Origin of the sequence: Flavobacterium microcysteis, from assembly GCF_006385255.1 — a bacterium.
Taxonomy (GTDB): Bacteria; Bacteroidota; Bacteroidia; order Flavobacteriales; family Flavobacteriaceae; genus Flavobacterium; species Flavobacterium microcysteis.
The window spans coordinates 19,323-27,449 of the sequence record NZ_VFJE01000044.1 but is presented as its reverse complement, the minus strand read 5'-3'; the positions used below and the strand labels follow the sequence as shown (position 1 = coordinate 27,449).

The 8,127-nt window shown below is 44.2% G+C and carries 4 protein-coding genes; all 4 read left to right on the top strand.

All coding sequences use genetic code 11. From position 1 onward, the window contains the following. Positions 1-930, top strand: a 930-nt coding sequence (locus FJA49_RS00240) for a T9SS type A sorting domain-containing protein (RefSeq protein WP_139997638.1), incomplete at its 5' end; no start/stop codon positions are given. A 13-nt stretch (positions 931-943) separates the two neighbouring features. Continuing rightward, positions 944-3,874, top strand: a complete 2,931-nt coding sequence (locus tag FJA49_RS00235; RefSeq protein ID WP_139997636.1) for an RHS repeat domain-containing protein — start codon at positions 944-946, stop codon at positions 3,872-3,874. Further along, a complete protein-coding gene (locus FJA49_RS00230; protein ID WP_139997634.1) occupies positions 3,871-7,491 on the top strand; it encodes a DUF6443 domain-containing protein in 3,621 nt (1,206 codons plus the stop codon). Before FJA49_RS00235 ends, FJA49_RS00230 begins: the two co-directional genes overlap by 4 nt. Next, entirely contained in the window at positions 7,478-8,086 is a 609-nt protein-coding gene (locus tag FJA49_RS00225; RefSeq protein WP_139997632.1) for a hypothetical protein, read from the top strand. Before FJA49_RS00230 ends, FJA49_RS00225 begins: the two co-directional genes overlap by 14 nt. Positions 8,087-8,127: the final 41 nt, after the last annotated feature.

Below are 8,127 nucleotides of genomic sequence, written 5' to 3'. Positions count from 1 at the left end.
AGTGCCGTGCAGACACGGGACGGGGGATACCTCCTGGGAGGATCGTCCAACTCGCCAGAATCCGGAAACAAGTCCGAGAAGTGCTACGGGATGTCGGACTACTGGGTCATAAAGCTCGATGTGAAGGGAGAACTGGAATGGCAGAAGGTTTATGGCGGAGAGGGAGACGACCAGCTGCAGGCGGTATTGCAGGCTAAGGACGGCAACTTCCTGCTTGCCGGAAGCTCCGCCTCCGGAACCACCGGCAACAAGAACGCATCCAACGGCAAGGGAACCGACTTCTGGCTGCTGAAGGTAGACGCTTCAGGTGAGATACTCTGGCAGAAGACCTACGATATCGGAAAGGCAGACCTCCTTGCCTCGCTGGAGGAAAGCAGGGACGGGTCGCTCCTATTGGGAGGCCACGCACAAAGCGAAACTTATGTTACCAAGAAAAAAGACAGAGAAGGAATCAACGACTATATCGCAATCAAGACCGACGACAAGGGAGAGGAACAGTGGACACAGACCGTGGGAAGCGGCGGCGAGGACATACTGCGCAAGGCCATAGAGACCCGCGACGGTGGCTATATCCTGGCAGGGACCTCCATGGGATCGCCTTCCAGGGACCGCTACTCCGGGCAGGGAAGAAACGACTTCTGGGTCGTAAAGCTCAAGGACAAGCGCAAGAAGGAGGAGAAAAAGAATCCTATTGAGGCCTACCCCAACCCAACCCTGCACTACACCAACGTGCTGGTGGGCTACGAATTCCAGAAGGGAAGCGCCACCGTATACGACCTGTCGGGAAGGCAATTGCAGCACTTCGACATTACCGACCGCACCGTGCCCGTCGACCTGGGAGGGATGCCCGAAGGCATCTACATCATCGAGATACGCACCAACGTGCAGAACGACTCCGTCAAGGTCGTAAAAGCCATCAACAAACAATAATACAAAGACAATCATGAAAAAAATATATGCACTTTTGTCCATAGGGCTGGGAATGGCAGCCCAAGCCCAGGAACTGCCGGCAACACCAGAAATCGGTCCGGGCGCAATCGCTAATACAGCTGCAAGCATGTTCAGGTTTGACGACATACCTGTCAGCCTTCATACGGGAATACCCGACATAAGTATACCCCTGATCTCTCTTCCTACTCGGAGCAAAGACATAAGCGTTAACCTTACCATGGCCTACCAGCCAAGTAGCATTTCTACCGAAGGTATTGTAAGTGACGACATCAGGCAGCACGGCTGGTCAATCCCTAGAGGGGGTTCTATCGTCAGAATGGTATCCGCACCATCAAAATTATTTGGTTACGATGAGCTCGATTTCCTTATTGGCAGGCGTTTTTTCAGCGACCAATACAAATTCAGCTTTATGGGCAATTCGGGCATTTTCTACCTAATGAAGGATGCCAACAACAAGCTGATACCTTCCTTTTATACCAGCAAGGGACAGGCCCTAAAAATTACCGTGGATTACGACCAGAATTCCTATAGGGTAAATTCCTTTACCCTATACGACTCTAAAAACTACAGGTATGTTTTTGACATCGTAGACAGGGATGTCGAACTCGGAAATACTCCGAACACCTATATCAAAAATATCCCTAAGAGCTTCAGCCTTTCTGCAATTTATGACAGTAACGGAAACAGGCTGCTCAACTACTCCTATCTGGAAATGAAGACTCCCTTGGTAGCGAAGAAGCAGTCGATTGTCAATAAGCTCACTTCCATCCAATCAGAGGGCTTCGGAAAGGTACAGTTTACCTATTCTACAGGAAATAGTACCGTTTACGATCCGTTGAAGGAATTTATGTTCATAAATGAGATGACCCTTTCTGATCTCAATTCGAATGTCGTCAAAAGGATTGACCTGAAAGAACCTCTCAAGGTGATCTTTCGTGATGCCGCACAAAGCAAAAATGAGGAATACAAATTTTCATATAGCGACGGAACATACGGAACCTATGAAACGGATCTCGGTACTTTTGGCCATGACAAGTTTGGCTATCCTACCTTTGTACCTCTCGAACTTTATGAGGACAATAACTCGATGTGGTACCTCGCAAAAAACGCCATCAATCCAAAAATATGCACAAGGGGTGTGCTTGAAAAAATATCACTCCCAACTGGTGGCTGCGTAATCTATGAATACGAATCAAACACCTACTCTTTTCACCAGGGATTATCTATTTCCGAAGAATATTCGCCAGCAAGCAACACAGTTGTAGAAAATCCAGATTTCTATTACGAATACGGCTATGCCCCAACCGAACACATATATCCCTACAACCATATTGTTGAGGAACTATACAATGATTGGATTCCGTCCCTTTCATACTTTGACATTACGGGTACGCCCAAGACAATATATATGGCAATACGCCCCACTAGCTACCTAAGTGAACTTAGTGGCAACTGGGAACAGCCTTCGGTAACCATAAATGGGCCTACGCATTCTTTTCAGCATTACAGGCCCTATAACACTGAAAACTGGGGCAACGGCAAAGGCTTTGACCTTAATCCAGGACGATATTATATCGAGCTGGGGCAGATTTCCCCTTCCATCACAAATAGGACAGCTTACAGGATATTCCGCACCATACGGAAGAATCCCGACCAGAAGAAATGGTTATATGGTGGAGGTATACGTATCAAAAGGATAGCACATTTTAATGAGGATGTGCCTGCCGAATATTTCAGGAAGCAATTAATAGGCACTTATACTCCTGTAAAGGAAACCCAATATTCCTATAACCTGTTCGACGAGCCCAATAGAAGCAGCGGAAACCTGATTGCCGGAAGCAGGGAAGGTTTTTTGGGCAAATATGGGCACCTGGAATTTGTGAGCTATCGTAACGTGACGGTAACCGACAGCGGAAACAACGGGAAGACGGAATATACCTTTACTGCCTCAGCCGAATACCCGCTTCTTGAAACCAACGAAAGGGGGACCATCTCCCAGGATTATAGAAGGGGATTGTTGAAAAACAAGAAAGAATACGATAGGAACAATATGCTGGTACGGAATACGGACTACACCTACAAATTTCTTGACGAGACCTATATGGTCAATTACTTCCAGATCCGGAACGTGTTGGACAGGACGGGCAAGGCAAGGACGGCCAGCGAGACTGTCACATTGTATCAGGCTGGTTCGGCTCCTATAGTGCAGGAAACAAAATTTACATACCATCGTGATGCCAATCGGGCTATGGAATCCAAAGAAACCACAAATTCAGCCAATGAAACGCTAAAATCAGTCTACACCTACCTTACCCGAAATGCGGACCTATTCGAGCAAAAATTTTCCGAAATTGAAAAGACAGAAAACTATAAGAATGGGAACCTGGTGGCAACAAACAAGATAGACTATTCCAACACATGGCCCGGAAATGTGTCCTGGCTGCCTGCCACAATTTCTGCTTCTACGACCAACAAGACGTTGGCCGTCAAGGCAAAATTCAACCGCTACGACGAGTTCGGCAACATTCTGGAAATCGAGCAGCCCAACGGAATGAAGATCAGTTATATATGGGGCTATAACAACACACAAATGGTCGCCAAGATTGAAAATATTGCCTATGCTGACATCCCTCCTGCCCTTATTGCCGAGGTAAAAACTGCCACAGATAGCGGGATTGAAATGGCGGCACTTCAGAAACTGAACCAATTGCGTAACAGCACTAACCCGGCATTGGCAGGCGCCATGCTGACCACTTATACCTATAAACCGTTGGTGGGCGTAACGACCATAACCGACCCTAAAGGCAGCAGGGCCACCTACGAGTACGACTCCTTCGGAAGGCCGAAGGCCGTAAAGGACAGAAATGGGAACATCCTGACAGAGAACCAGTACAATTATAGACCTAACCCATTACAGCCATGATACGACATACATCCAAGATATTTAAGACATGTCTGCTGACGGTACTTGCATCCTTCACAGCACAGGCACAGACCGCCACACAGAACTATACAAAAACGACAACCTACAGGGAAGCCAGCGGCGGAAGGCCCGCCGTCTCCATTACCTATTATGACGGATTGGGCCGCCCCATACAACAGCGAGCACACCAGATGTCCGGCTCAGGAAAGGATATCGTGACCCATATCGAATACGATGCCTCGGGAAGACGGGCAAAGGAATTCCTGCCTTTCGTCAGCCAGTCCCCTACGCTGGACTACAATCCTGTGGCAGCAACAGACGTTTCCACATTCTACGCCTCACCAAGTCTTTCGCTAACAGGAAACCCGAATTTTGAGGCTACCGGAAATCCATACACCGAGAAACAGTTCGAAGCCTCGCCGCTGGGACGCACGCTCAAGCAGGCCGCACCTGGCAATGCTTGGAAAATGCCCGCATCTGCTGCCGACCCTGACCATACCATACGTACCGAATATCTTGCCAATTCAGCTACAGATGCCGTAAGGCTCTACAAGGCCGCAAACGGCGCCTATTCAGCAGGCTATTACCCGGCTACACTATCGCAGCAGGGCAGCTATCCGGCAGGAACCCTATACAAAACGGTACTTAAGGACGAGAACTGGACAGCTGGAAACAGCCATACTACCCAGGAGTTTAAAAACAAACAAGGACAGGTCGTGCTCAAAAGAGCTTGGGGTTCTTCCGTCGTAAACGGGGTGCCTGCGGAAGGCTGGCACGACACCTATTATGTCTATGACGATTTCGGGAACCTTGCCTTCGTATTGCCTCCGCTATCAGATGGTAGCGGCAGCCAAGACGACTTGAATGGCCTTTGCTATCAGTACCGATATGACGAGCATAATAGGCTGGTAGAAAAAAAACTTCCCGGTAAGCAATGGGAGTTCATCGTCTATGACAGTCTTAACCGTGTCATCGCTACTGGCCCTGCCCTTTCACCTTTCAAGGACATGGCAGGAATCGTCGGATGGCTGTTTACCAAGTATGATGTCTTCGGCCGTGTGGTCTATACCGGATGGATACAGGCCGCCGTGACCAGTGCAGATAGGGAAACCCTGCAGACGACACGAAATACACAAGTCACTAATCTAAACGAGTCCAAAGCAGACTCAGACAATAGCATCAATGGAGTAACTTTCCGTTATACCAATACGGCATGGCCTACAGGTTCCGCATGGCATGTCCTTTCCGTAAATTATTATGATAATTATGCTTTTCCGGGAGCACCCACAGGTTTTCCAGACGTAGAAGGACAACCTGTATACTATAATCTTACAGTAAAGCCAAATGGGTTGCCAACCGGTTCCTGGACTAGGGTTACGGAAGCCTCCACTACTACAGCTGGAGAAACTTCCTATATCCTTTACGACTACAAAGACAGGCCTATACGTACCCGTATAAAGAACTTCTTGGGCGGATATACCCAGACGGATTCAAAGCTTGACTTTTCAGGAAAAATACTCTACACGATAACCGAACACAAACGTACCAATGCTAGTGCAGCCCTGACGGTAAGGGAAGATTTTACCTATACCAACCAAGACCGCCTACTAAAGCATACGCACAAGATAAACAGTAATCCGGCAGAACTGCTCTCTTTCAATACCTACGATGAGCTGGGGCAGCTTATCTCCAAAAAGGTTGGTGGTTCCGACCTTACGGGAAGCACTCCATTGCAGAAAGTAAATTATACCTATACTGTACGTGGATGGCTTAAAGGAATCAACGATATGGGAGCCCTGACTAAGCCTGGAGATCCCGCAGACCTGTTTGCCTTCAGGCTCTATTACGAATCTCCAATAGCTGCCCAGCCGCTATATAATGGAAATATTGCGGAAGCCGGGTGGAAAACTGCAAGCGATGACAAACACCGTAGGTACAGCTATGCTTATGATGCCATGAACAGATTCACAAACGCTGTCTATATCAAGGAAGACATGATGAGTGGTTCTTATAATGAGTCAGCACGGTATGACAAGAACGGGAATATCATATACTTAGAACGCAACGGAGGGCTGGATTCCGATACCGGAGCCTATATTCAGATTGACGACCTTGCCTATTCCTATGACCCGCTTTCCAAAAACAGGCTGCTGCATGTGGAAGACGGATCTGGCGACCCGCAAGGATTCAAACAAGCTAATGCGTTCGGCCCGTCATTCGCCTATGATACCTTCGGCAACATGACCGCAGACAAAAACAAGGGTATTTCCGACATACGCTACAACCATCTAAACCTTCCGACAAGAATATTTTTCGGTTCAGAAATGCGAAAAATTGAATATCTTTATGCGGGCGGTAAAAAAGTCAGGAAAACTGTCAACAGCCGAAATTTTTCTGAAGCAGGATTTGTAGACTATCTAGGTGGGGTCCAATACAAAGATGGGAATCTTCAGTTCTTCCCTACTTCCGAAGGCTATGTCAGGGCTACGGATGTCAATGGAACTATGGCTTATAGCTATGTATACAATTATACGGACCACCTTGGCAATATCAGGCTTTCCTACGCTAAGGATCCGGAAAATCCAAACGTTCTTAAAATACTGGAAGAGGACCATTATTATCCTTTCGGGTTAAAACATACCAACTATAACTCGGATTTGTTGGTTCATAGGGAATATAGGGGTTCATTGGCTATAAAAGATCCGGTTACTCCGGAGCCTTTGGTACCAGTGTTACCTTATGATTATAAGTACAACGGGAAGGAATGGCAAGACGAACTGGGGCTTACCGTTTACGATTATGGGATAAGAAATTATGATGCAGCAATAGGACGTTTTAATAAAATGGATAGATTTTCTGAGAAATATTATAATTTAACTCCCTACGGTTATACAGGAAATAATCCTGTAATATTTAACGATATACAAGGGGACAGTATTGGTATAGGAAAGAATTTATTTGAGCAATTTAAGAATCATGTTTTAACCAGAAAAAATAACATTCTTAACCAAAGAAAAAAACAAATTGACGAGGCTCTAGCGAATGGTAAAACAGATAAGGCAAGCCAGTTAGAAGCTAGCTTTTCCAAAGAAGATGCAAAAAAAGGTTCTGATATGAGTATTTTAAATGCCACTTTAAGTGAATTATCTATATTAGAAAATTCTTCTCAAGTCTACAATTTATTTGAAAAGTCTAGTGAAGTCCCATCAACAGCAGATGGGATAACAACATACGACACTAGCACTAACGCTATTAATATTAGTTCTAGAGGTAAATTTAGCGCAGGAGTTTTTGCACATGAATTAAAACATGCATATCAATTTGAAATAGGAGCTTTATCTTTTGGTTCAGGAGGAAAGACTGGAGGACAATTATATGATTTAAATGACGAATACGAAGCTTTCGATAGAGGTTCTTACTTTGGAGGTTTGACTTTAACCCGAAGAGAGATCAATACAATTTATACTAATAGACCAGCTGGCCCAATAAGCATGGGTACAATTTATGACAACAAAACATATGGACAACATCTAAAAATTCAAACCTATAATAACTCAGTAAAAGGAACAGCTCAAACACAGTTTTATATTAATTGGCAAAACAATGTTAAAGAATAAACTATCACTCATACTCTATGCAATAATAGCTTTTAACATCTATTCTTGTACATCTTTAAAAAGTAAAGATGCATTAGGCAAATACATTTTTGAAACAAAAATCTCAAAAGGCTCTTTAATTTTGAACACCAATACTTTTGAATATAATTATGAGGCTCCAATGGAAGCATACACAAGTAAGGGAACATGGTTTCTAGAGAAAAACCATATTATATTAAAAAGTGATAATTTTTATTTAAATGATTTCATGATTGTAAACGAGACTTTTTCTGAAAATAAAACAATAAAAATTTTAGATGAAAATAAAACTCCTATTGAAGGAATCTCTGTCAAGATAAATGACATTAATAGTTTATTTGTGACTAACAAATCAGGGGTAATATCATTGCAAAATGATATAAAAATTCATAAAATTAAAGTTGAGTATTTTGGTTTATCAAACCAACTTTATAAAGTCAAAAATAATAATGCAACAACATTTGAAATAAGCATATTGCCAAAAGATTATACAAAGATCTTTTTTGATAATTATCATGGGAAAATAAACAACAAGGAAATAAAAATCTATAATCAAAAATATACTAAAAACAAATAAAGTTAAACATAGTGCTACAACAGCCGGGATCTGTTTGAATC